Raw genomic sequence first — 25,348 nt, forward strand, 5'->3', positions numbered from 1 at the left:
ATTAAAAAAATCAAATTATGGATATTATGGGAGTTATAGCAGAAGATAAAAATCAAATGACTTTAATTTATAATTCAGAAACATCTGTAGGAAAACAAACGTTAGCCTATGCAAATGCATCAGATAAGGCGTTGGCTTCTGTAGATATTTCGAAAACTAAAGTTACAGGAACGCAGTGGGCAGAGTTAGCCTCTCGATTAGATATTAATATAGCCGATCTGGTAGATCAAGAGCATGCTAACTTTGTTAAAAACTTTGGAAACAAAGCCGCGCTATTAAGTTCCGAAGATTGGATAAAGGTTTTACATAACCAGCCCGAAGTATTAAAGGGGTGCATTGTTATTAATGGAAAAGAAAGCCTAGTTATTACAAACCCATCAGATCTCGTTAAGTATTTAGAATCTAATAGTGCAGGGATAGACGAATAGTTGTCTTAAGCTTTTACCTGAATACCGTCTAAAAATGTATGCAAGGTAGCTAAGTCGTCTTCGTTAATCATTTCAGTATTAATAGCGAGTGTTTTTGTCTCTGATATTAACTTGTAACCAGATTTAAACTTTTTTATTTCTGTAATGTCACTAATAGCTATCTGTTTTGGAAGCGGTATAGGTTTAGAAATCACATTGTTTTCAATGGTCATATAGGAGGTAAAGCGTTGCACAAAATAGAGACTCAGATATAAAATAGCCAAAATAATCCAGCCGTAAGTAAGAAAGCTAAGTTTAGATTGGTCTGTAAAGCTAATTTTTATAATGGCAATAACACTCCAGACTACTCCTGCTATAAGGTTCATGTTTAGCTTCTTCTTTTTATAGCGTATTTTTATCATGGGGCGTATGTTGTAAGTTATTAATTTAGATAAGTTGAGGTATTCTAAGTGCACTTTTTAATGAGGCATATGTATTTTAAGCTTAGAATGCGTCACGTTCTATTTGTAGGAAACCAATTTACACAATTTTTAAATGTATTAGTCGTTCTTCTGATAAAAAAAAATAGGGATACTAAAATAGTAAACTGCTAAAAATATATTGAAGAGTGATTGCCATACTTCATTTATACTTCTAGCAGTTTTATTTATATAAATTTAGTTCCGTTTATCTATTAGATATTAATTTTGTTATAATAATTTTAAAGGAATAAAAGTTAATCATAATATATATACCTCAAAAAGAACCAACCAGGGATTATAAAAGGTATGTAAGGTAAATTGTAATTGTTTTGATCAAAATATAATTATATAAACAACAAAGATAATAATCCAAAAGAATTGAATATTAAACTTCCTTTAATTGATTTTTATTCAGCAAATTAACAACAACCTGCTTTGTCCAGTTTTTTCTTTAGGTGCACGGTGAACACATGGAAGGACTTTACTTTCGGGATGGTCTATGGCTAATTTCCATAGGTGACCGAGCCCTAAAGTTATAGGGCGTGCGTCAGGTTTTTCTTGATAGTGTAGATCAAAGAAATGTTCAGTTAAAAAAGATTCAAAACCTTCATCTGTTCCCTGATATAGTTTTTTGAGTTCATCACGTATCTCGGGAACAAGCACTTTTTGTATGGCTTGTGAATTTGGCAATATTTCACTAGACTCGCCGTAGTAAGTGCATAAAAAAGTTTCGGTAGGTATAGGTGAGCGATCGACATGAAAAGAATAAACATCGGTAGGAAAAAATGGGTAAATATCATCTCTCTCATAAGACTTGATTATATTAAGTGTTGGAGATGCGCCATGAGCTCTCAACACCTTCAAGTCATTTAAAAGAATTTCACGAGCAAGCTGCCCTTGTTTACTCAATTTAAGTTCACGAAGTTCCTCTGGATTAAGTTCTGCTATATTTTCGTCTAGTTCTACTTTTTTAACTATCTCAGAAAAATCACCTATTAGTTTACGAGTCCAACAATTGGCATTAACCTTTCCATGAAAAGGTGTCGAGATAAGATCTTGAAAATTCGAGACCCAGTGAATTTGATTCTCTGCATGAGATAAATCTATCATAATGGTTTGTTACTGTTTTGTATAATAGTTGTGTATTTTTAACCTGTTTATAGTTAATAAGTATAAAAGCATTTCCCTCCATTCATAATATATTAAATCCAACAATAAAAGATAACGTTTTGTAATCTGATTTTTTACTTAGATAGGATTTTAAAACGTCTCTAGTTGTTAAATACCTTATTTCAAAACTCAATTTTTTATTAAAATTATAACCAATACCAAAGGCATAATTTATACCTGATGTAATCTCAAAATCCCCAGTTCTATCCTCTATACTTGAATTAATAGGAACATCATAAACAAGCGAAATGTTAGTGAAAATTTTTGATTTATCGTTTAAAAATAAATAATATCGAAATCCTATAGGTAACTCTATTGATTTGTAATCTACATCATCAGACTCTTTATAATATTGATATGTTGGTTCAAGTAAAATAGCGAATTTGTTTTTATTAAATGGTAGTATATACTCGGCCTCAACACCAAATCTAAGATTTGTTTTATTAGGAAAATCAATATTTAAATAACTATATATTTTATTTGAAATGTCTATAGAACTAAGATTAACTCCTGGTCTAATGTATAAGTTAAATAGGTCCTTCTTTTCTTTTTCGTTATTATATTTAGTGTAATTTGAATTTTTACAATCATTAAAACGTATAAAGTATTTAATTAAATCTTTACGATAATATTTTAAGTTTTCAATTTTTTGTTTAGAAATAGAAGGACACTTTAATTCGTTTAATATTTGTTGTTTAAATCCGTTATTTTTTTTAATTATGTTGTCGGTAGTTAAATATTGTTTGTAAATGAGTTGTTCAATTTCTTTATTAGATACTGTATAAAAGAAACGACGCAAATTGTTTTCTTGATAATAATATAAATTAGCTTCACCCTCAATTAATACTTTTAAAAATAGGGTTTCGTTAACGAAAATTGGTTTTCTTAAAGTACTTAATTTATTAATTTGTTCAGGCGACTTATCAATGTTTAATGAAAACCTAATGTATTTTGTCGTGTTGACTGAAAATTCTTTTATTGTATTTATACTTTGTTCACTAACTTCTGAAGATTCATTTAGTTTGTAATTAATTTTTGTAGGATTATTTAACCAATCTAGATTTTGTATAAGACATTCTGTTTTTAAATTATTATTATCAATAAAATATCCTTTCTCAAATTTTATTTGTGCGTAAATATTAAAGGTTAGAATAAAAAATAATGCAAATGTTAGTATTTTTTTCATTTGGTAGGTTTTTCAGTTGCAGACTTTGTGTTGTCTGTACAGCTAATGATTTTAATTATTAGTAGTGTAAAAAAAGATGTGAGTTTTTATTAATTACATTTTTTGCGGCTTTTTTGGCCTGTTGTAAACTTGTAAAGGGGGGCAGGTGAAATTTTATGCGGTGTTGGGCATAGTTATTTAGAATAATTTAATAAGCTTAATGTCTTTTTTAGTGTAATGAATTATAGAATTTGAACTTATTTCCATAGTTGTGTTTAATTAATGCCTGCGAGTTTGTGTGTGGTTTGTTAAGTGGTTTAATCAAATAAAAACCGGATAAAAAATCTGTAAGGATTTTCATGGATAAGCAGAAAGCCAGCAATAAATTATATATGGTGTTGTAATGCGTGTTTTCATTCCGTTTTAATATTCAGCCATTTATTTCTCCAAATAGTTATCGTTCCAATAATTCCAAACAAAAAAATCACAAAAATTCCAATTCCGATATTTTTTGGTACAATTTTCAGATTAAAAAACATAAGTACAATTAACGGAAACATTGCTCCAAATAATGGCATTTTTTTATTCAGAAATTTATTACCACAGACAATTATTTTTCCGTTTTCAGATAAATTTCGCAATTCCATTTTTTCACTTCCACACCATTGAATTTTTGCTTTCAAAGTTTCGTTCTTAAACTCGCTTGGTATTTCAATAATTTTTTCTTCTCCGTTTTTCAATTCAGTCAGATATTTTTTTCCGACTAATATTTCATACGAACAATTTTTGTTAAAATTCTCTTTTGGTCTAAATAACGTGATTTTTCTCATATGGTTTAAGCGGGTTTGTATGCGAGGATTTTCCGAAGGAAAATCAGAGTTAGCAAAAAAGCAACTAGCAATTGGTTATAGACGTTCTTAGCAAATGTTTTTAATTACATAGACTTCTTGATACATATGATTTATTACCATTCGAATTAATATAATAACATCCACCTCTTGGCCCTCTATAATAGGTTCTATAATTTCTGATTTTTTTTATTTTTGGTTGGTAAGTATTAGGTGTAATTTGACTTGAATTGGAATTTTCTTTATTAGAAGGTTTACTATTAATCTCGTTAGTAAGTTTAGTATTAGTATCAATTGATTTAATAAAATTAATTGTTGTACTATTTTGATTTATCCAAATCTCATTCATAAACCCACAAAATGAGCCATAACAAACTTGAAACCAACCATTTTTGTAACCTATTATAATAACTTCTTTATCTTCATCAAAAGTTGTAATTATATCACCAAACACACTAGGTTCTTTTTTAAGCTTAGCTCTCTTTCTTGCAATTGAAGTAAAAGAAGAATCTTTTATTTTGCTTAAAAATTTTTCAGACTCTATTCTTGATATTTTTAGCTCAACATCTTTTACAGAATCTTTCAAAATTTTAATTCTGAGTTCGAGATCCTTCTTATGATTTTCTAAAGATTCTACTTTTTCATTTTGAGTGTAGGCAAATATTGAAATTAAAAGAGTGAAATATGTTAGATAGATATGTTTCATCAAATGTTTGCTAACTCCTATTAACCAAAATAAACATAAGTTTATCCCGTAAAGAAGCTTATTAAATTAAGAAGCTTAAAAATAAAACAATTCAATAAATTTAATTTACGGGGAAACCGTAATTAAGCAAAATAGTTTATGTAATATAAGAGTGTTTGGAGCGCTAAGTTTATGTGTTACAAACGGAGAAGTGTGTTAAGAAGAGGGGAAACACAACGGTTATTTTACTGCGTTGTGGAGTGATGCAAAATTTATGTCTGTTTTTTTTTTTTTTTTTTTGCTAGAGCTATCAGGAAGAATTTGTTAGTATTTTTTAAATTTCAGATTAAAGTAATGACTCAAGTTTTAATTTGTATTGTGGTAACAAAGACACATCTTCACCTTTAACTGTCTAGTACAATCTTACACCTAAAAATGTTGTTTGTTTTAATGTTACACTTTTTTATATGTATTGGCTTTATTTATCCATCACATAGTCTAACTTGCTTTTTTTAATTAAATTTTCAATGGTATTGTACGCCTCATCCTCATGCAAAGACTTGTAACAATTTGCTATTTGAATTTTTGAATTTAATTTATCTACCGTTAAGTTTTCACTGCGTTGAAATAGGTTTAAAGCACTTTTATAATTTGTTTTTAAATATTGTTTAACAGCTTCATTATAAAATAAAGAATATCTTTTATTGAATTTTTCAGGTTTAGATGTCACCACCGTAACCTTGCTAGATCTTGAACTCATTCCTCTTACATTTGGCATTTCATAATACAGCTTAGACCATGTTTTTAAAACAGGTATTTTCTTACCATTAATAGTTGGTAAACGCCACATTCCACTAGTCTTTTTTATAGCCTCAACGACATCTAAGTCATATTTTTTATTAATGTGATGAAATATTTTTATATCCTTGACTTGATTAGTTGTGTCAATAATAAATGTAGCATAAGAATATGCTTCTTTATCCTTGGTGTTATGTTTGATATTATCTGTTATAAAGTCGAAGCTATTTTTATATTGATTATTTTTAAATGTTGGAGAGATTAATGCATTTTCGAAATAGATGGTATCCTTATCTTTTAGGAAAAAGTCATTCGGAGTCAGAGTGTTTTTTATATATGCATCTTCTTTAATAAAATAAAGCGTAGTAAGTGCTCCCTTTTTATTTGAATCTTGAATAATTAATGAATCTTTATCCAGTTTTAAAATCTCTTGAGAGTTAAACTTTAATTGCAGTGTTTTACTTTCTATGTTGTAATCAGATTCGATACCTAAATCTTTTGATGATGTGGATAAATAAAATTTACCATTTGGTTTAAATGTATATTTTAGGAAATTAGTAAATTCATTAATTTCCTTACTGTCTGATTTTAAATTTGTCTTTATCCAAGTTCCTAAAATTAAATTTTCAGATTGACTGTAGCTATTTGAGAAAATTAAATTTAATATTATTAGTAATAGAACTTTATAAGTTGTTTTCATGCTTTAATTTTTTTGTATTACTAGCAACATACACACATACAATTACAAGTGAATACAAGACTGTCTAGCAAAGCGCTCGAGTTATTATATTAACTTTAAAAATAAAACAATTTAATATAACGTCGCTACGGTAATACCGTAATTACCTGTGTTTTTTAGGTATAAAAAGGTGTAGGGATATCATCATTTGTTTGAGTAAGATCAGGTGTTGCAAGCACATAATAACCTTTGGTTAAGCTTCGAATTAATCGATTATTTTTATATTATGTTGGTGTTTAGTGTTTTGTTATTTATATAATTTAGGTGTCACAGATATTTTTGTAACAAAATCTCCATTTTTATCATAATACATATAGTCCATGGTGATATTATTATCTCTGTAATATTTTAATTCGGGACTATTTTTTATGTTTTCAATTAAATTTGGTTTAAAGTATTTATTTACGGTATCTAAATTTACTTCAGATTTTTCCAAGTCAAAAAGTGTGTAATGATAAATGAAATTCGTTTTTCCTTTGGTTGAAGCACTATCCAATCGAGAGAATTGATCGGCTTGCATTGGCGTTTGTTTATTTAATTCTGTCGCGGCATTTTTTAATTCAAATTCCAAGTCTGTCTTAAAAAGTTGTTGAGTTCCAAAGTAAGTTAATGCAAAAGCAATTATTCCTACGATTATTCCGATTGCTTTTCCTTTTTCTGTTTTTTTTCCCTTATTCATTTCTGTTTGGTCATTTTCTAGCTTATCGCCAACGTCTTCAATACAAATAACCTTCAGTTTATCCAGTAAAGCTCTCGAGTTATTATATTACTTTAAAAATAAAACAATTTAATATAACGTCGCTACGGTAATACCGTAATTACTTGTGTTTTTAAGGGGATGAGGTAAAGGGAGATAGAAGTGCTATAGTAAAAAGTGAAAGTGGTTTTAGTTGTTTTTTTACTACAGTAGGTATTCTGCTTTGTATTTATTCAATCACATAATTTGGTTCTAATTCTATTATTGAATCTTTTTTTACTAAAAACACTGTTTTTTTATTAAAATACTCTGCCAATTCCCAATCGTCATACACTTTTTTACCTTTAATACCTTTTCTAATTTCTTTTGAATTAAGTAATTTTTTTAAGTTTATATAATTTTTGATTCGAACTTTTTGATTTAAACGCTTTTCAATTAAATAAAAAATATCTTCTGAATTTACATCTTCTTTAAAACTATAATAAGTATAATGCTTATAGGGATGTGTCTTTTTTATCAAATACCTTTTATCGTATTTTATAAATAGAGTGTCTTTTACGTTCGTTTGTGCTTGAATTTTAGAAAATAAGCATAGTGTTAAGAGTGTTAGAATAACTTTTATATTACTGAACATTTTTACAATCTTTGGTTAATATATCTACAGTTTCTAACTATTTAATTTTTTCAGGGTCAATATCTTTGTGGGCTTCAACGTTATGTTCTTTTAATCCTCGCCAAACTAAGCCTCATAAAATAAACCAGTTGATTTTTAACCTCTGCTAATGCTAGTGTTTACTAGGTCGATCTACCAAAAAACATGTATGGTAAAACTCTAAGAGGTATCATTAATTTAAAAGTTTCTTGAGCTTAAGTATTTCTAATGTACAGTATCGCTTATCTTTTTTTTGTTCATAGCTCTAAAATACAATAAATCATATTTTATGAGTGTGGCTTTTTTTATAGAATGCTATGAGATCAATAGTAGATACTAGTGCTAAGCGGGAGCTATAAAATAAATACTTAGTCATGTTTTACATTTGTTAAATTTTAGCTTAGAGTAATTAATTAAGTCAGCCACTAATATCATCCCACCAAACGCGAGTTCTTTTGAATCGTGAAGAAGTAAGTTCCTCAATCACATATATGGATTTAAAAAGTTCATTATAAGTAGAAATAATTTTTAATTTTCCCGTTTTTAAACTTTCGGTTTTCATGGATTCAATAATATTATGTCCTTCTTTTGAGAGTTCTTCTGGTGAATAAAACTTAATTTTATTTATCTCTTCTAAAGATATCGTATCAATTTCTATATTAAAATCATTTTGACTTCCTGTAATTAAAAACCGATCTTTATCTATATAGTAATATATAGTTTTACTACTGTTAAAAGTTACAATACTATCTTTGTTTTTATTAAATAATAAATATTTTTCTTTTTGGGAATACGAATTAAGTGCAAAAAGCAATATCAATATCTTAATTGAATTTTTCATTATCATTTTTAATTTAAACAAAAAGCGGCAATTGAAAAAAATATTTTACTCATAACTGCTTTTTTATCTCTTGTTTAGGATTGTATTTCAACCATTTAATCTTTTCTCCTTTTTCATTAATTGTCTAAGAAAATTATTGATTGATAATAAAAATATCCAGCAACGCACAATAAGTTAACCTTGTCTTTTTTTGTCTCATAATACTCTAAAAATAGTAAGGGATAAAAAAGATAAAAATCTGGATTATTGTTTATAAAATCAATATCCAAAATAAAATCCTTATCTCCTTTAGCTATATTAGTATTTTTAACATAATCTGTAAATATTTTTTGGTATTTATCTTTCATAGTTAAAACCCAAACTTATAATTTGCTTTCTTAATAAAATTTTGAATTTCCTCAGTTATTAAAAGTGTTTCCTGTTTGTTCCAGTTTTGAGGATTGTATTTGCCATTGATTTTAAATATGTTTTTAGAAAGTTTTGTATTATTTTTGATTTCTTGGCTGTTAGGAATAGGGAAAGCAATAAAATGATAAGACATATTAAGAATGTCTGTAGAATGGTTTGTTGCTACTTCTATTTTTTGTTCGACTTTAGCTTGTTTAATCTGTTTTTTCCCATTTAAAGGATTCTTTTGAAATGTTACTGTCAAGGTGTAATCAGTTAAACGATATTTTAAGTTCTTTTTTTCTATATAGTCAGCTCGTGGATTACTATAATTAGCATAGAATTCATCAAAATTATAGGACTTTCTGTCTACAATATAATACCCCTTAGTTTTATTATTTTTAGATTTTGGGATAGCTATGACTTTTGTGTATGTAGAATCTTTATTGGTTTTATATTCAAAATCAAACTCACTTGGGGGCATTTTATTTGATGCTATAAAATTTAAAAATCCTTTCAAATCATACATTTCAAAATCATATTCATCGCTAGATATTTCTGCCTTTCTTAAACCATTTATTAGCACCTTATAATTTTTTTTAGGCATTGGAACTTTATCCGTATCATATAAAGTTTTTCTTTCTAATAAACCATTTATATCAATCAATTTTTGAATTTCATTATTTCTTTTTAAAAGGGCTCTTAAAAAAAATCTTTCTTTATGTGGTAATAGAGCATAATCTGTTAAAACTTTTTTCGCCATTTTATCAAAAAAATTTTCAGAAGATATTATTACCTCTTTAAGCATGAAAGGTTTAGGTTTCAATAAAATAGTATCCTTGCTAATAAAATTTGAAGTAACATCATAAAGAGTTTCATATCCTATAATTCTTATTGTGATTGAGTCTTGTTTTGTGAAAAAATTAAATCTTCCATCTTTATTTGTTACGGCATAATCCTTTTTATCGTTAATGGTGACTAATTCAATAGGATTTTTTGTTTCGGAATCAAGAATTATAGAATTGATATTCGTTTGAGCTGCTAATTTTGTATTAGTTAACATTATAATTACATAGATATATATGTATGTGCTTGTTTTATTCATATCCTTATTTTTATCGTTGAATTTTTTTATAAAAGACTGTCCAAGAAAGAAGAAATAATTAATCTTTTATGGACAATCTTACTAAAAATGGGTTACCACTTCATTTTGTGCGTGAGTTCAGCGTTTCCGTCTGAGTCTACTGAAATTTCGGTCTCATGGTCAGCACCTAACCACCCCATTTCAAATCGTTGTTCAAGTTCTTCTACTTGAAACTTTGCCAATTTTTCTGACATAATAATAAGATTTAAAGTTAAACAATTCTCTGAACAGCTTTAATTCCACACAGAGTTCTACAGAATATTTCATTTTCTACCATTTATCCGTCTTAGTTGGTTCACATTGCACCCAACTCCTTATATCCAAAATAAACATAAGTTTATTCCGTAAATAAGGCTGTTAAATAGTACCCTTAAAAATAAAACAAATCAGTGAATTTAATTTGCGGTAAAACTGTAATAAAATGCATTTATTATTGAGAGCGTGTAGTGTGCATTCTGTTGGGAATTCAGAAAGGAATGGGGAAGAAGATATATAAGCGCAGTATAACTTTACACTGCGCTTTATGTGTGTTATGCTAATTCTAAGGCAATTTCTATCATGTCTTTAAACGTGGTTTCACGTTCTTTGGCAGTGGTACGTTCACCTGTGACTAAAGAGTCGGAAATGGTAAGAATAGATAGTGCATTTACGTTATGTTTTGCTGCTATAGTGTATAAGCCTGCGGCTTCCATTTCTACACAAAGCACACCAAAGTTTGCCCATTGTTTATACGAGTCGAAATCGTCTGCATAAAACTCGTCGCTAGACAATACGTTTCCTGCTTTAATTGGTACGTTTTTATTCTCTGCGCTTTTTGTTGCTTTTTGGAACAGTTCAAAACTGGCTGTAGGGGCAAAGTCTGCACCATTAAAACGGGTTTTGTTAATCCCTGAAGATGATGCTGCCATGGCGATAACAATATCTCGAATTTTTACATGTTCTTGGTAAGACCCTGCGGTACCTACACGAATTAAATTTTTAACACCATAGTCTTTAATCAGCTCTCGACTATAAATAGAAATACTAGGGATTCCCATACCTGTTCCCATAACAGAAATACGTTTTCCGTTATATGTTCCTGTGTATCCAAACATATTTCTAACGGTGTTAAAACATACGGGGTCTTCTAAATACGTTTCGGCAATCCATTTGGCACGTAACGGGTCTCCTGGTAGTAATATAGTTTCTGCAATTTCTCCTCTTTTGGCTTCAATATGTAAACTCATGCTTTAAAATTTAATGTAGAATTATTAGTAAAACTGTAGTGTAGGTTAGGCTTTAGCGTTGTAGGCTTCAACAATCGCAACTCCTGCCGATGCTCCAATACGGTCTGCTCCGGCTTCAATAAAAGCTAAGGCAGTTTCTAAATCTCTAATTCCTCCAGAGGCTTTTACTTTTGCTTGTCCGTTGGCAGTCTCTTTCATTAATTTTACGGCTTCAAGAGTTGCGCCGCTAGCAGAAAACCCTGTAGATGTTTTTATAAAATCGGCTTTTGCTTTCAGGCAAATTTCACTGGCTTTAATAATTTCGGCATCGGTTAATTCGCTAATTTCTAAAATCACTTTTAAAGTAACGTCTCCCATACATGCTTTTACCGCTTTTACGTCGTTGTATACGTATTCAAAATCTCCGCTTCTTAGCATCCCCACGTTTAACACCATGTCTATTTCTTGTGCGCCTTGCTCGATTGCTTTAGTGGTTTCAAAAACCTTAGTTTCTGTGGTTACGGCACCTAAAGGAAATCCAATAGTAGTACACACTTTAACATCTGTACCCGCTAATAATGGTTTTACAACAGGGACATAGAAACTGTTCACACAAACAGAATAGAAATTATATTTGATGGCTTCTTCGCACAACGTGTTAATGTCGGTTACTGTAGCCGAAGATTTTAAAAGGGTATGATCTATATACTTTGCGATATTCATAATTACAATGATTTGAAAAATTAATCAAGTAAAAATACAACGAACGAAAGGCAATAAAAATTATTTTGATAATTAAATCGCTGAAAACGCGACTTTATTTTGCTAAATAGAAAGAAATTATAAGAATAAATAATAATAATCGAATTTATAGCTAAAACTACACTTCTTGCAGTGTCGTTATATCAATGTTAGTCATTTTTAATAGGGCTTCAGTAATTTTTGGAGCACGTTTGCTATCTGCTAGCAATTGGTTTAAAACGGTAGGGATAATTTGCCAAGACACCCCGTAATGATCTGTTATCCATCCAGACTGTTGTGCCTTGCCGCCATGGGTGGTAAATGCATTCCAGAGGTGGTCTATTTCTGCTTGTGTATCGCAATAAATAACAAAGGATATGCCTTTGTTTAAACTAAAATTATATTCAAGATTACTACTTATTATATTAAAGATATTAGTGTTTAGTTTAAACTGAGTAAAGGCTAAGGTGTCTTCAGGGACATTTGGAGTTGTGTTTCCGTAAGGCGATTCCATCAACGATATGGATTTAGGAAACAGAGAGCGGTAGAAGGCAGAGGCTTCCTTGAGTTTGGTAAAATTATTTTCGGTAAATAACAAAGAGGGGACTATGTTTTGTGTCGCGTTTATAGCATCTATATCTAGTTGCCACGAGACACCAAATTGGTCTTTAACCCAAGCGTATTTTTTGCACCAAGGGTATGTGCCTAAAGGCATAATAACAGAGCCTCCGGTGCTTAGTACAGTATATAAACGTTCTATTTCTGTGTTAGAACCACAATACACAAAAAATGAAACGGCACTATTTATGGTGTGTTTTGGTCCGCCGTTACATCCTATAAAACGCTTGCCATCAATTTTAAAGTGTACAAGATTATTCTGTTCAGAAAGTATTTCAGAATTATTAAAAACAGTACTATAATATGTTGCCGCGGCTTTAGCGTTTTGATTAAACCACAGGTAAGGTACAATTTCTGATTGCATAATTAAAAAGATGAGGTTGTGTTATGTAGGCTAATATATCTAAAATTATGTTAGTGCTTAGATGTGGTTGGCGTGCCGTAATGGTGTACAATGTTTAAATAAGGCGAGCGCGACATGCCTCCCGGATTTAAACCCGGTTGTCCTTCGGGAATGCTATAATTTAAATCGCTAAAATAGGTCTCCCAAATGGCATATGTTTTTTTAGTATCTGGCGCAATAAAAGTCATAGGGTACACTTTAAAAACGGGCAGATTGTTATTCGCTGCTTTAAATGCCAAGTGAATCAATTCAGAGCAATAATAACGATCATTATTAATATCGAAATAAGAATCGTATTTTGCATTCATTTTAGAGTTAATAAAAGCGACGGCATCGGGAATTAAGTGTGTATATTCTGGTTTTAGCCTCCCTACAATAACTTTAGGTTGATGTAGGGAGTCTAGACTTCTGCTTAAAAAATCATTTAAAGGAGTTAAAAGTACGCCTTTAGAAACCGCTTCCATTACTTTTAAATCTCCATTTTTATCTTTCATGACTAAGCCAACATGAGAGAAATTATAACCGTTTACACCTTGTGTTACCGCTTCTATGGCGTCACAAAATGGTCCGCAGTCTGCATCTTGAAACACTATATCGCCTTCCTGCAATTTAAATTCCGGAGTAGAATTGCAAGTGTATAGTACTAAAGTTAATGTTACGAAAGTAAGTGTTGTAAAAAGCCTTTTCATACGAAGCGGATTGGTGATTTACAAAGGTATGTAGAAATTACATTTATATAAAACTGTTGTGTGTTCGGGGTATAAATTTATATGCTTTTTTTATCTTCGTAAGATGAATGCTATAGAACCTTTTATTCGAGATATAAACGATTTTCCTAAACCAGGAATTGTTTTTAAAGACTTAACGCCCCTATTAAATAACCCTGAAGCGACCAAGGTGTGTTTGCACCAATTATTAACACTGGTGGGCGACCAACCTATAGATAAAGTGGTAGGCATGGAAGCTAGAGGGTTTTTCTTCGGATTGTTAATTGCGCAAGCCTTAGATGCTGGATTTATACCAGTAAGAAAACCCGGAAAATTACCTCACGAGACTATTTCGGAAACCTATGCCTTAGAGTATGGTAGCGATATTTTAGAAATGCATAAAGACGCTATTAAACCGGGAGACCGTGTGTTAATTCACGACGATGTTTTAGCTACTGGTGGTACTGCAGAAGCCGTTTGTAAACTGGTAGAACGTTTAGGTGGTGTTATTGTACAATGTAATTTTATTATGCAATTAGGCTTTTTAAATGGTAAGGAACGTTTAGAACCACATACGGTGAGTTCGGTACTAACGTATTAGTTTTTTGCTTGGTAAGAGGTGGATGGTGGAATAATGACTGATCTAAAAGTTTATCTTTAAAATTATTTGTTCCATCTTCCTTTTGATGATGTAATTGTTTTATTGCACTACAATTACCATGCTGAAACAGCCCAAAACGTTACGTTAGTTTTTTTTGTACATGTTACGAAAAGTATTCTTAGGCCGGAGGGGTATTTAGGCCTGTAAAACGATTTTCATTTCAATTAATATTTTGAAAAAATAGGCTAATCACCATTTCATTTTTTACCTCTTACCAATCATCTTTCACTCCAAAAATCAAACTATTACTTCGTCCCAATACAGTCCCATTTTAAGAATACGCACCCGAGCCTCTACCGAACAAGACCCGAACGAGACTCGAACCAAACCCCTAAAAAACACGGATTTTGTGTCATGGTAACTCATGCAAGATCAGGGGAGGTCTAAACCTGTCAATTTGTGTCACTGTGTGTCAAGTATTAGCAATATAAATCTTTATCGTTCGTTATAAATCTTCTTCAATCAGTTTGTGTTAACTGTTTGTTATGCAGTTAAATAGAGTGTATTTTGGTGGTCTATTAATCAATAAAACTTTATTATTATGGCTACATTTGAAAAAGGCATACTTGGCGGATTTTCTGGCAAAGTAGGCAATGTTGTAGGGTCGCGGTGGCGCGGCAAAGATGTAATGCGTAGTTTACCGCAACGGGGTAATTATACGCCAACGACTAAACAGGAAGAGCAGCGCGAGAAGTTTAGACAGGTAATCGCATTTTTAACACCCATATTGTCTGTAATAAATATGTACTTTGGGAATAAGCAGGGATCTAAATCACGTTTTAATTTGGCAACCTCTTATCATTTAAAAGAGGCTGTTGTAAATAGTCCGTCAGGGTTTGTTATAGACTACACTAAGGTGCTTATAAGCAAGGGCGATTTACGTGGTTTAGACAATGGTACGGTAGTAGCTGGTGCAGATCAGGCTTTAAATTTTACTTGGGCAGATAATAGTGGGCAGGGTAATGCCTCGGCGTTAGACGAGTTAATGGTTGTAGCTTTTTCTCCAGTCATGTTTACCTTTTATTCTAATTTGTCTGTAGCTACTCGAGATGCGACTACGGGAAGTGTAACCTTGCCAGAATTTATGCAAGGGGCTGATGTTGAGGTGTGGGCATCTTTTAATAAGCCAGGTGCTAGCTTAGCAGCTATAAGCACGTATTTAGGTGTGGTTACGTTGTTGTAAAAGAAGAAGCTTAAAAATTTGCTTGTACTAAAGCGCGTGTTAAGGTGTAATATCATGTTATAGGTTAATGCGCGCTTTGCTTGGGTAATGGTATTGGTGTGTGTCCATAATTAGACGTGTTTATTTAAGTGTTTAAAAGTGTAAGCTTTCGTTTTACTCTAATTTTAAATTGCGTTCGGCTCTAAGTAAAAGTACTTTATTTAAATAGTGTTTTGGAAATATGGGACTGCCTCCTAATTTTAAGCTAGGAACACGATGTTGTTTGCGAAGGCGGTATAATGTACTCCTGCTAATGTTTAAATGTGCTATGGCTTGATCTGTGGTTAGCCATTCTTCATTTTTAAATAAATAGGGGTCTAGGTGTATGTTTTCTATTTGAGATTGCGGGATGTTAGGTGTAATTTTAGTCATCTTTTGTTGCTGTTTATGTTGTTTGTAATGGTTTGTATTTTAGTGCTTTACAACTAATTTAGTGAATTTGTGAATGCAAACCGAGACTTAATGTAAAAATACGTATATTTACGTATGCGTCTGTTTGTTAGTGTGTTGTGTGGTAGTGGTGAGTGGTAATGGTGCTTTGTTGTATGTTTTTTAGGTAAGGTGGCCTTTATGTGTATTTATAAAATATTAAGGTGCATTTTAATAAATTATATCTGCTAATAGAGTACTAAGGTTTAAAGCAGTAAATGGTTTGGTTATGTTAAAAAAAATTGAAGAGATTTTTAGATGTCATATCAGTCTAAAGTTTTATCTTTTACATCCTTAAAGTTAAAAAGTGCCACATTAAATACATATTATGTTACAGTCTACCGATAATATTTTAGCCTTAGATTCTATTTTCAATCAGAACTTAGTCGATTGCCTACCAGGTATATTCTATTTATATGAAGTGATCGGGACAGAAGCCTATTTAAGACGTTGGAATAATAAACACCAAACGGTAACCGAGCGTAGTCATGATGAATTATTAAATACTAATTTGCTATCGTTTTTTAAGGCGCAAACGGTTCCTTATATTAAAGAGCGTTTTAGTGTTATATTAGAAACTGGAAGTGTTAAAAACGTGTATGCTAATATTTTAACTAAATCAGGTTATGAAATTCCATATGTGTTTGAAGGCTATCATCTTTCCGTAGAAAACAGAGTGTTTTTTATGGGAATGGGCATGGATGTAACAGATTTAATGAGTGCTAAAGAACAAATTAAACTGTTAGAGCTACAAAAACAACAAAAAGAAAAAGAGTTGTTTTCTATTGCGTTACAAGAGCAGAAAAAAGAAGAGCTTCTTCAAAATGTATTATTAAAATTAGATGCTATAGAGCGACAAGATGTTAATCATTTACGGTCTAAGGATATAAAATCACTAACCAGCGAAATTAAAAATCATTTCTCTACTCACGATAATTGGCGGGTATTTAAGAAGCTGTTTAAAGAAATTCATTATGATTTTTTTGAAACGCTATCGGCTACTCACCCTAACTTAACTAAAGGAGAATTAAAATATTGCGCCTACTTAAAAATACAAATGCATACCTCTGAGGTGTGTAGTATAATGAATATTTCTAAAGAAGGTTTGGCTAAGAAAAGATACCGATTAAAAAAGAAACTAGGTTTAAAACCTAATGAGCAATTAGATGTATACATTACAACATTTTAAGTAAATAATAGTTTTTGTCCATGTTTTGTCCTGTGGGTGTCCAGGATTTGTCCATCATAATATAACGTTAAAACTACTATTTTTGCCCAGATAAAGACAACTAATCATCTTTGTTAAAAGTGTGATTTTTTAAAATATTTAATCTTAAATATTAATTTAGTAACCAATTTTTTATGAAAAAAAACAAATTTTTTACATTGTTGCTTGTCGGCTTAGCCACAGCAGCATTCGCTCAGAAAAAGCCCAATATTGTGGTGTTTTGGGGAGACGATGTAGGAATGTGGAACATTAGTGCATACCATAATGGTATGATGGGGGGAACCACGCCTAACATAGACCGTATTGCAAATGAAGGTGCGCTATTCACCGATCATTATGCACAACAATCTTGTACAGCAGGACGTGCGTCTTTTATTTTAGGACAACACCCATTTAGAACAGGATTATTAACTATTGGTATGCCAGGTTCTGAACATGGTATTAATGCTGCCGATCCTACGATTGCTGAGCTATTAAAGCCACTAGGATACACAAGTGGACAATTTGGTAAAAACCACTTAGGAGATCAAGACAAGCACTTACCTACTAACCATGGTTTTGATGAGTTTTTTGGAAACCTTTATCACTTAAATGCAGAAGAAGAGCCAGAAACAGAATTCTATCCAAAAGATCCTGAATTCAAGAAGAAATACGGACCAAGAGGTGTGCTTAAATCTACTGCCGATGGTAAAGTAGAAGATACAGGACCATTAACGTCTAAGAGAATGGAAACTGCAGATAGCGAATTTATAGATGCAGCTTTAAAATTTATCGAGAAAAATGCTAAAGCTAAAAAACCATTTTTTGCTTGGGTAAATTCTACTCGTACTCACGTATGGACTCACTTGTCTGATAAATACTTACACAAATCTGGTTACGGTTTATATGCTGATGCTATGATGGAATTAGACGATGGTGTAGGTCGTGTATTAGATAAATTAGACGAATTAGGTATTGAAGACAACACCATTGTTGTATTCTCTACAGATAACGGTGCTGAGAAGTTTACATTCCCTGACGGTGGAACAATTCCATTTAGAGGAGAAAAAGGAACAACTTGGGAAGGTGGATTTAGAGTACCAGCTATGGTAAAATGGCCAGGTCATATTGCCCCAGGAACGGTTATTAACGATATCTTTTCTCAAGAAGACTGGATGCCTACTCTATTAGCGGCAGCTGGAAATCCTAATGTGAAAGAAGAATTATTAAAAGGTAAATCTTTTGCAGGAAAAACATTTAAAGCACACTTAGATGGTTACAACCAATTACCATTATTAACAGGTGAACTTAAAAAAGGAGAAGGTTTAAGACATGAGATCTTTTATTTTGATGCAGCAGGAAACTTAAATGCATTACGTTACGACGATTGGAAATTACACTTCTCTATCATGGAAGGTTCAATTAACGAAGCGTATAGAAAATCGCCAAGTTGGCCACTTATCTTAAACTTAAGAAACGACCCGTTTGAAGTATCTATGGATGCTGCGTTATACATAAGAAATTATGCAGACCAAATGTGGATGATGGTACCAGCACAAAATTATGTTGGTAACTTCTTAGGAACGTTTAAAGAATTCCCTCCAAGAAAAGGTAGTTCTTTAAGTATCGATAAAGTGATACAAACGTTGCAGACACCAACACGAAATTAATTTAATTTATAAGGATATTAAAGCTGATGCAATGTTAAAATTGTATCAGTTTTTTTTTACCTGAAATGAATCTGGAAATGTCTTAAGTTGTTCATTTTTAGATGTATTTAAAAGATCAATATTTTTTTAAACCACTATTATGAAAATTACATATCCTACATTACTAATTATTTCTACTTTATGTGTACTTACAAGTTGTAAAGAACAAACCAAAGTAGAAGGCGCAACAATACCTGAAACGCCAGTTACAGAAGTTGTGCAAACCGATGCCTTAAGTGCATGGGCAGACACTCCTAAAAAACGTATTAAAGATTGGGTAACCGCTGTAACTGCAAAAGGATCTTCAGATTTTATTCCTGTAGAAGATCGTATAGCTGTATTTGATAACGACGGTACCTTGTGGCCAGAACAACCCGTGCCAAATCAGGCTGCATACATGTTTGATTATTTAAAAAAAGAATATCCAAATTATCCAGAATGGCAAAAAGATACCATGATTAGTGCTGTTGTAAAAGGAAATTATGGCCCTTTAAAAAAGGCAGGTATGACAGGCTTGATGACTATTATAGATAAAACACACACATTACAAACAGAAGACGATTTTGAAGCTTCTGTAAAAAAATGGATAGACACAACAATGAGTAAAAAATATAACAAACCTTATAACGAGGTTGTGTATTTACCTATGTTACAATTGTTGGATTATTTAAAAGCTCACGATTTTAAAAACTTCATTGTAAGTGGTGGAGGCGCAGATTTTATGCGTGCATATGCAGAAGAGGCTTACAATATTCCGCCCTACCAAGTGATTGGAAGTTATGGAGAAACTAGATATGAGGTTATTGATGGAAAACCAACAATAACTAAAATACCTGGATCTATTTATGTAGATGATAAAGCAGGAAAACCACAAGCAATTCACCGTTTTATTGGTAAGAAACCTGTTTTCTGTGGTGGAAATAGTGATGGCGATCAAGCCATGATGCAATATACTTCTAGCTCTAAATACAAATCTATGTGTGTTATTTTACACCATACAGATGGAGAGCGTGAGTTCGAATACGACTTGAAAACACTTAGTGGTCATTTAGAAACGGCTTTAGTTGAAGCTAAAGAGAAAAATTGGATGGTAGTTGATATGAAAAATGATTTTATAAAGATATTCGATTTTGAATAAATGCTACTTTGTTAAATGATTAAATTAGAGTTAAATAAATATGAATAACGCATTGTGTGTTTGTTTTTATTATCATATATTTAAGGTAATTCGCTAATTTTAAGCGTTTTTAGGGAAGATGTGTTTATTTCTTTCTATTTTAAAAGTGCATTTAAATCAATAAAACTTAATAACCAACACCAATATTTTATGAAAAAAACCAAATTAATTACAGTACTACTGTTTGCTGTTTGTACTGTAACATTCGCGCAGAAAAAGCCCAATATTTTAGTCCTTTGGGGAGACGATATCGGACAATCTAATATTAGTGCCTATACCATGGGACTAGTAGGGTACCAAACCCCAAATATTGATCGTATTGCCGATGAAGGTATGATTTTTACAGATTATTATTCTGAGCAAAGTTGTACAGCAGGACGTTCGTCTTTTATTTTAGGACAGAGTGTATTACGTACAGGTCTTAGTAAGGTCGGAATGCCAGGAGCAGCAGAAGGGATCTCTGAGAAAGATCCTACTATTGCAGAATTGCTAAAACCTTTAGGGTATACTACAGGACAATTCGGGAAAAACCATTTAGGAGATCGCGACGAAATGTTACCAACCAATCATGGTTTTGATGAATTTTTCGGAAACTTATATCACTTAAATGCTGAAGAAGAACCAGAATTACCAGATTATCCAGACCCGAAACTATATCCAAATTTTGCTAAAAAATACGGGCCTCGTGGAGTTATTCATTCTACGGCCGATGGCAAAGTAGAAGATACAGGACCATTAACCAAAAAGAGAATGGAAACGATTGATGATGAGTCATCGGATGCAGCTATTGCATTTATTAAAAAATCTGTAGCTTCTGGGAAACCATTTTTTGTATGGTGGAACGGAACAAGAATGCACTTTAGAACGCATGTAAAAGACGAACATCGTGGTATCTCTGGACAAAATGAATACGGAGATGGTATGGTAGAGCATGATATGCATATAGGTAAATTCTTAAAAGTTATTGATGAACTAGGCATTGCTGATAACACCATTATTCAATACGGGACAGATAATGGTCCGCACAAAAATACATGGCCAGATGCAGGTGTAAATCCTTTTAGAGGGGAAAAAAATACCAACTGGGAAGGAGGTTGGAGAACACCAGCAATGGTACGTTGGCCAGGCCATATTAAAGCAGGATCAATTTCTAACGAGATTATGTCAGGAATGGACTGGATGCCTACTTATGTTGCCATTGCAGGAGACTCTAAGATAAAAGATAAATTATTAAAGGGGTATACTGCTAACGGTAAAACGTATAAAGTACATTTAGATGGGTATAACTTTTTACCATATTTAACAGGAGAAGTAGAGAAAGGTCCGCGTCAAGAATTGTTTTATTTCTCGGATGATGGGGAATTAATGGCACTTCGTTTTAACGATTGGAAAGTAACCTTTATGCATCAAGAAGCACAAGGAACTTTAGATACTTGGTCTAAACCTATGGTTACGACACGAATTCCTTGGTTATACAATTTACGTAGAGATCCTTATGAATTTGCAACCACAACATCTAACACCTATTGGGATTGGTATTTAGATCATGTGTATTTATTACTACCAGCCTCAGAATATGTAGGTAATTTTATTTCAACGTTTAAGGAATATCCACCACGTATGAAAGCGGCAAGTTTTAACTTAGGTGATACAATGGAGGCGTTAACCTCTGCAGGAAAACAATAAGCAATAATTTGTAAAAGCAAGAAAACCATTCAATACGAGGGTTTTCTTGCTTTACTAAATTGTAAGCATATCTATTATGCTATACATTTTAAGAGTATCTATTTCAATATATTTTTTTAAACCAACTTATTATGACGCCATTTGAAGCTGTAATTAAGCTGAAATCAGCCATGTCCGAATCTATCATCGGACAACAAGAACTTATAGATCGTTTAATTTTAGTGCTATTGGCCGATGGTAATATGCTTCTTGAAGGCTTACCGGGATTGGCGAAAACTAGAGCCATAAAAACATTGGCAACACATTTAGATTGCGATTTAAGCCGCATACAATTTACACCAGATTTATTACCTACAGATATTACAGGGACAGAGATTTATCAGCCCGACGAAGCAGAAAAATTTAGTTTCCAAAAAGGTCCTATTTTTAGTAATCTTATTTTAGCCGATGAGATTAACCGTGCGCCAGCAAAAGTGCAATCTGCGCTGTTGGAAGCCATGGAAGAGCGTCAGGTTACCGTAGCAGGAAGCACCTATAAAATGGAAGATTTGTTTATGGTTATGGCTACTCAGAACCCAATAGAGCAAGAAGGAACGTATCCGTTACCCGAAGCTCAAATGGACCGATTTATTATGCATGTGGTTATCGATTATCCAGATGATGCATCAGAATTAGGTATTCTTCGCTTAAATAAAAAAGAACAAAGTGTTTCCGCAAAAGCAGCCAAAGTGAAGCCTGAAACCATTTCTCAACAACATATTTTTGATGCTAGAAATGAAATTAATGTCATTAAAGTTACCGAAGCACTAGAGAAATATATGGTGAGTTTAATTTCGGCAACACGATACCCAGAACGTTTTGATGAAGCCCTTGCTGGGTGGATAGACTTTGGAGCAAGTCCGAGAGGTACTATTGCTTTAGATCGTTGTAGTCGTGTAAATGCTTGGATGAATGGCAAAGATTTTGTGTCGCCAGATAATATTCAAGCTGTAATAAAAGATGTACTAAGACACCGTATCTCGTTAAGTTATAAAGCCAGAGCAGAAGGTATTACCACCAATCAAGTTATTGATAAAATTTTAGAAGTTGTTGCTGTAGTGGCTTAACATATTTTAAAACGATTCTCTATGAAATCACAAGCTAAAGATAATACCGTATTTTTAACACTCGAGCATTTATTACAATACGAGTGGTTAAACACCGTGCTTAATTTTAATGTGGGGCAACAAAAATCTAACAGTGTATTGTCAGGACGATATGCATCGCGCTTACGCGGAAGAGGACTCGATTTTGAAGAAGCTAGACCTTATGTTATAGGCGATGATACTAGGAATATAGATTGGAAAGTAACAGCTAAAACAGGTGTAACACATACTAAAGTGTTTACCGAAGAAAAAGAAAAACCTGCCTTTATTTTTGTAGATCAAACCCCAACCATGGGATTTGGTTCTGTACATAAAACAAAAGCGGTTGTTGCAGGCGAATTAGCAGCTATTGCAGCATATAAAATATTAAAAGGAGGCGATCGTATTGGTGGGTTGGTGATGAAAGACGAGACTTACGATTTGTTGACTCCTAAACGGGATCAGCGCAATATGCTTCAGTTTTTTCAAAAAATTGTAGATGCCAATCAGGATATTTACAATAGAACAGATTTCGATTTTGCTGAATCGCTAAAAAGCATGATTGCCAAGCTGAACAATATTATTACCCATGATTATTTAGTAATTATAATTAGTGATTTTCATAGATATAATAATGAGATGATTCAGTATTTAAGTGTATTATCTCAACATAATGATGTAGTTCTTGTAAAAGTTTTCGATCCGATGGAAGAAGAACTACCTTCAGAAAAAATGACCTTGACCAATAGTGAGAAACAAATTAGTATTGCTAAAAATAAAGTACAGGTTGTAAAAGATTTAAAGACAGATTTTAAAACAAATTACGATGGCTTTAAACAAGAAATTGATAAATATAACATTACGCTTTTTAAAATAAATACTGTAGATCCGCTAGAAGAACAATTAGTTAATGTGTTTACACAATATATACCAAAATAAACCATGCCGTATTTAGAAGGACATACGTTGTTTTGGTTTCAAGATCCAACAGAAACCACAACCTTAGACTTAGGAGCTATTATAGAACCCAGTCCGGTAGCTTTTACTTTTGGAACTATTGGGTGGAAAATTATAGGTTTTTTATTGGTGGTGCTTATCGCTTTTGTAGTGTATAAAAGCTATATGAATTATAAAAAAAAACAGTATTTAAGAGATGCAGTTACAGAGCTTCAAAAACTGAAAAAACAAACAGAACTATCTCCTGTAGCGCTTATAAACGCTGTTTTATTTGTATTAAAGGAGACGGCTATACAATCTTTTAGCCGACAAAATGTTGCGGGTTTATATGGAAGCGAATGGATTACGTTTTTAGACTCTAAAGACCCAACCACAGATTTTAAAACAGATGAGGCATTTATTTTAGATGCAGTTTATAAGCACGAATTAAACGGTACAGCATCTTTTAATAAAGATCAATTTACTAACAAAAGCATCCATTGGATACAGCATCATGCCAGATAATTTTCAGTTCGCATATCCGTTTGTTATTTTATTGCTGCCTTTGCCGCTACTGGTTTATTGGTTGCTGCCTGCTATCAAAAATAAAAGTAGTGCCTTGCGTTTCCCTTATTTTAATCGTGCTGTTGAAGTGTCTGGACAAAAAGCTAAAAAGGCATCTTATATAAAAAAAAGAAACTGGTTTACTTGGATTGTAATGTACAGTATTTGGTTGTTGCTAATCGTTGCATTGGCATCGCCAGAATTGGTAGGGAAACCTGAAAAAAAGATTAAAACATCACGTAATTTTTTAATCGCTGCCGATATTTCTTTTAGTATGGCCAATACCGATTGGGCTATAGATGGTAAACGTGCTTCACGTTGGGAAGCTGTTAAAGACATTATGAAAGATTTTGTTCAGGAACGTAAAAGTGATCGAATGGGGTTATTATTTTTTGGTTCTAATGCTTATGTGCAAGCACCTTTTACTTCCGACCTAAAAACAGTTAGTACGATGTTGGATGAAGCCGATGTCGGTATGGCTGGACAAATGACCAATATAGGAAAGGCCATTGTTAAAGGCATGGACTTGTTTCAGCGAGATACCATTCCGCATAAAGTGATGCTTATTTTAACAGATGGCGTAGATAGTGGTATGGAAATCTTGCCATTAGATGCAGCAAATTTAGCAAAGAAAGATTCTACCGTAATTTATACCATTGGTATTGGAGATCCAAACGTTCTAGGTTCAGATTTAGATGAGCGTACCCTACAAGAGATTTCTGAAATGACTGGCGGTAACTATTTTAGAGCTAAAGATGCAGAGACACTTCAAGAGATCTATAAGGAATTAGATACGCTTGAGCCTATTGAATACGAAGAAGAAAGTTACACGCCTAAAACCTTGTTGTATTATATGCCTTTAGGAATAGCATTAGCATTGGGGATTTTAGCGGTCGCTATAAATAATGTAATACTCATTGTGAAACGCTTTAAAAGACACTAAT

28 protein-coding genes are annotated in these 25,348 nt (G+C 32.3%); 11 read left to right on the forward strand and 17 right to left on the reverse strand.

From position 1 onward, the window contains the following. The first annotated feature begins 17 nt into the window (after nt 1-17). The gene (locus tag Q1B05_RS05925) at nt 18-428 is read left to right on the forward strand and encodes a hypothetical protein (protein WP_299778602.1); all 411 of its coding nucleotides are present in this window, start codon (nt 18-20) and stop codon (nt 426-428) included. A 5-nt stretch (nt 429-433) separates the two neighbouring features. Here the strand turns inward: Q1B05_RS05925 and Q1B05_RS05930 are convergent, their stop codons facing one another. The 16 genes from Q1B05_RS05930 to Q1B05_RS06005 form a co-directional block, all read right to left on the reverse strand. After that, nucleotides 434-829 carry a hypothetical protein gene (locus Q1B05_RS05930; RefSeq protein WP_299778604.1) on the reverse strand — a complete coding sequence of 132 codons (396 nt, stop codon included), beginning with the start codon at nt 827-829 and terminating at the stop codon, nt 434-436. Nucleotides 830-1,300: 471 nt separating this feature from the next. Next, complete coding sequence (locus Q1B05_RS05935; protein WP_299778606.1) at nt 1,301-1,999, reverse strand: hypothetical protein; 699 nt, start codon at nt 1,997-1,999, stop codon at nt 1,301-1,303. 82 nt (nt 2,000-2,081) lie between these two features. Continuing rightward, on the reverse strand, nt 2,082-3,245 hold the full coding sequence (locus Q1B05_RS05940) for an outer membrane beta-barrel protein (RefSeq protein ID WP_299778608.1): 1,164 nt from the start codon (nt 3,243-3,245) through the stop codon (nt 2,082-2,084). Nucleotides 3,246-3,637: 392 nt separating this feature from the next. Further along, nucleotides 3,638-4,054, reverse strand: a complete 417-nt coding sequence (locus Q1B05_RS05945; RefSeq protein WP_299778610.1) for a hypothetical protein — start codon at nt 4,052-4,054, stop codon at nt 3,638-3,640. A 100-nt stretch (nt 4,055-4,154) separates the two neighbouring features. Beyond that, nucleotides 4,155-4,778, reverse strand: coding sequence for a hypothetical protein (locus tag Q1B05_RS05950; RefSeq protein ID WP_299778612.1), 624 nt, complete (start codon nt 4,776-4,778; stop codon nt 4,155-4,157). A 457-nt stretch (nt 4,779-5,235) separates the two neighbouring features. After that, on the reverse strand, nt 5,236-6,255 hold the full coding sequence (locus tag Q1B05_RS05955; protein WP_299778614.1) for a hypothetical protein: 1,020 nt from the start codon (nt 6,253-6,255) through the stop codon (nt 5,236-5,238). A 286-nt stretch (nt 6,256-6,541) separates the two neighbouring features. Continuing rightward, entirely contained in the window at nt 6,542-6,973 is a 432-nt protein-coding gene (locus Q1B05_RS05960; protein WP_299778616.1) for a hypothetical protein, read from the reverse strand. A 247-nt stretch (nt 6,974-7,220) separates the two neighbouring features. Continuing rightward, complete coding sequence (locus Q1B05_RS05965) at nt 7,221-7,625, reverse strand: hypothetical protein (protein WP_299778618.1); 405 nt, start codon at nt 7,623-7,625, stop codon at nt 7,221-7,223. 436 nt (nt 7,626-8,061) lie between these two features. Next, the gene (locus Q1B05_RS05970; RefSeq protein WP_299778620.1) at nt 8,062-8,484 is read right to left on the reverse strand and encodes a hypothetical protein; all 423 of its coding nucleotides are present in this window, start codon (nt 8,482-8,484) and stop codon (nt 8,062-8,064) included. Between the two features lie 116 nt (nt 8,485-8,600). Then, a complete protein-coding gene (locus Q1B05_RS05975; protein WP_299778622.1) occupies nt 8,601-8,831 on the reverse strand; it encodes a hypothetical protein in 231 nt (76 codons plus the stop codon). Between the two features lie 2 nt (nt 8,832-8,833). After that, on the reverse strand, nt 8,834-9,976 hold the full coding sequence (locus Q1B05_RS05980) for a hypothetical protein (RefSeq protein ID WP_299778624.1): 1,143 nt from the start codon (nt 9,974-9,976) through the stop codon (nt 8,834-8,836). Nucleotides 9,977-10,068: 92 nt separating this feature from the next. After that, nucleotides 10,069-10,197: a hypothetical protein gene (locus tag Q1B05_RS05985; protein WP_299778626.1), complete on the reverse strand. Its 129-nt coding sequence runs from the start codon at nt 10,195-10,197 to the stop codon at nt 10,069-10,071. A gap of 348 nt (nt 10,198-10,545) precedes the next feature. Next, entirely contained in the window at nt 10,546-11,241 is a 696-nt protein-coding gene (gene deoD, locus Q1B05_RS05990) for a purine-nucleoside phosphorylase (protein WP_299778628.1), read from the reverse strand. Between the two features lie 45 nt (nt 11,242-11,286). Further along, nucleotides 11,287-11,943, reverse strand: a complete 657-nt coding sequence (gene deoC, locus Q1B05_RS05995) for a deoxyribose-phosphate aldolase (protein ID WP_299778630.1) — start codon at nt 11,941-11,943, stop codon at nt 11,287-11,289. A 157-nt stretch (nt 11,944-12,100) separates the two neighbouring features. Then, complete coding sequence (locus Q1B05_RS06000; RefSeq protein WP_299778632.1) at nt 12,101-12,943, reverse strand: VOC family protein; 843 nt, start codon at nt 12,941-12,943, stop codon at nt 12,101-12,103. A gap of 50 nt (nt 12,944-12,993) precedes the next feature. Continuing rightward, nucleotides 12,994-13,671, reverse strand: coding sequence for a YiiX/YebB-like N1pC/P60 family cysteine hydrolase (locus Q1B05_RS06005; RefSeq protein WP_299778634.1), 678 nt, complete (start codon nt 13,669-13,671; stop codon nt 12,994-12,996). Nucleotides 13,672-13,774: 103 nt separating this feature from the next. Between Q1B05_RS06005 and Q1B05_RS06010 the strand changes: the two genes are divergently transcribed. After that, nucleotides 13,775-14,290 carry an adenine phosphoribosyltransferase gene (locus Q1B05_RS06010; protein WP_299778636.1) on the forward strand — a complete coding sequence of 172 codons (516 nt, stop codon included), beginning with the start codon at nt 13,775-13,777 and terminating at the stop codon, nt 14,288-14,290. A gap of 601 nt (nt 14,291-14,891) precedes the next feature. Then, nucleotides 14,892-15,533, forward strand: coding sequence for a DUF6266 family protein (locus Q1B05_RS06015; RefSeq protein WP_299778639.1), 642 nt, complete (start codon nt 14,892-14,894; stop codon nt 15,531-15,533). Nucleotides 15,534-15,686: 153 nt separating this feature from the next. Here Q1B05_RS06015 and Q1B05_RS06020 read toward each other — a convergent pair whose 3' ends face one another. Then, a complete protein-coding gene (locus Q1B05_RS06020; RefSeq protein WP_299778641.1) occupies nt 15,687-15,944 on the reverse strand; it encodes a helix-turn-helix domain-containing protein in 258 nt (85 codons plus the stop codon). A gap of 385 nt (nt 15,945-16,329) precedes the next feature. Between Q1B05_RS06020 and Q1B05_RS06025 the strand changes: the two genes are divergently transcribed. The 8 genes from Q1B05_RS06025 (at nt 16,330) to Q1B05_RS06060 (ending at nt 25,347) form a co-directional block, all read left to right on the forward strand. After that, nucleotides 16,330-17,190 carry a hypothetical protein gene (locus Q1B05_RS06025; protein WP_299778643.1) on the forward strand — a complete coding sequence of 287 codons (861 nt, stop codon included), beginning with the start codon at nt 16,330-16,332 and terminating at the stop codon, nt 17,188-17,190. A gap of 173 nt (nt 17,191-17,363) precedes the next feature. Then, a complete protein-coding gene (locus Q1B05_RS06030) occupies nt 17,364-18,878 on the forward strand; it encodes an arylsulfatase (protein ID WP_299778645.1) in 1,515 nt (504 codons plus the stop codon). A 139-nt stretch (nt 18,879-19,017) separates the two neighbouring features. After that, complete coding sequence (locus Q1B05_RS06035; protein WP_299778647.1) at nt 19,018-20,055, forward strand: HAD family hydrolase; 1,038 nt, start codon at nt 19,018-19,020, stop codon at nt 20,053-20,055. A 189-nt stretch (nt 20,056-20,244) separates the two neighbouring features. Further along, complete coding sequence (locus tag Q1B05_RS06040) at nt 20,245-21,780, forward strand: arylsulfatase (RefSeq protein ID WP_299778649.1); 1,536 nt, start codon at nt 20,245-20,247, stop codon at nt 21,778-21,780. Between the two features lie 131 nt (nt 21,781-21,911). Further along, entirely contained in the window at nt 21,912-22,886 is a 975-nt protein-coding gene (locus Q1B05_RS06045) for a MoxR family ATPase (RefSeq protein WP_299778651.1), read from the forward strand. Nucleotides 22,887-22,907: 21 nt separating this feature from the next. After that, complete coding sequence (locus Q1B05_RS06050; RefSeq protein ID WP_299778653.1) at nt 22,908-23,843, forward strand: DUF58 domain-containing protein; 936 nt, start codon at nt 22,908-22,910, stop codon at nt 23,841-23,843. Nucleotides 23,844-23,846: 3 nt separating this feature from the next. After that, nucleotides 23,847-24,365: a DUF4381 domain-containing protein gene (locus tag Q1B05_RS06055; protein WP_299778655.1), complete on the forward strand. Its 519-nt coding sequence runs from the start codon at nt 23,847-23,849 to the stop codon at nt 24,363-24,365. Next, the gene (locus tag Q1B05_RS06060; protein ID WP_299778658.1) at nt 24,355-25,347 is read left to right on the forward strand and encodes a VWA domain-containing protein; all 993 of its coding nucleotides are present in this window, start codon (nt 24,355-24,357) and stop codon (nt 25,345-25,347) included. Before Q1B05_RS06055 ends, Q1B05_RS06060 begins: the two co-directional genes overlap by 11 nt. Nucleotide 25,348: the final 1 nt, after the last annotated feature.

Source organism: uncultured Formosa sp., from assembly GCF_947500765.1.
GTDB lineage: Bacteria > Bacteroidota > Bacteroidia > Flavobacteriales > Flavobacteriaceae > Formosa.